This window comes from Caulobacter sp. 10L414 (genome assembly GCF_056395525.1).
The window spans coordinates 1-350 of the sequence record NZ_JBFTJR010000169.1 but is presented as its reverse complement, the minus strand read 5'-3'; the positions used below and the strand labels follow the sequence as shown (position 1 = coordinate 350).

1 protein-coding gene is annotated in these 350 nt (G+C 74.9%); it reads left to right on the top strand.

The genetic code is table 11. The features are described 5' to 3' along the window. On the top strand, positions 1-350 hold a 350-nt coding region (locus tag AC1DCG_RS25255; protein ID WP_477041776.1), incomplete at both ends, for a helix-turn-helix transcriptional regulator.

Here is a 350-nt window from a genome sequence, read left to right as displayed (position 1 = left end):
TGATCGATCGGGGCGGGGTGTCGCGCGGGCTGATCGCGCTGATGGCGGACGCCCGCATGGCGCGCGTGGTGGAGGCGGTGGTGCGGGCGCCCGAACAGCCGTGGACCGTCGATAGCCTGGCCGCGCTGTGCAACGTCTCGCGCGCGACCCTGGCGCGGCGCTTCAGCCAACTCGGCGGCATGACCCCGCTGGAACTGGTGACCACGCTGCGCATGGATCGCGCCGCCCGGCTGCTGCGGCAGGACGGGCTCTCCGCCGCCGCCGTGGGCGAGCAGTGCGGCTACGCCTCGCAGGCCGCGTTCGGCCGCGTGTTCGCCCAGCATTTCGGCATCGCCCCGGGCGCGTACCGG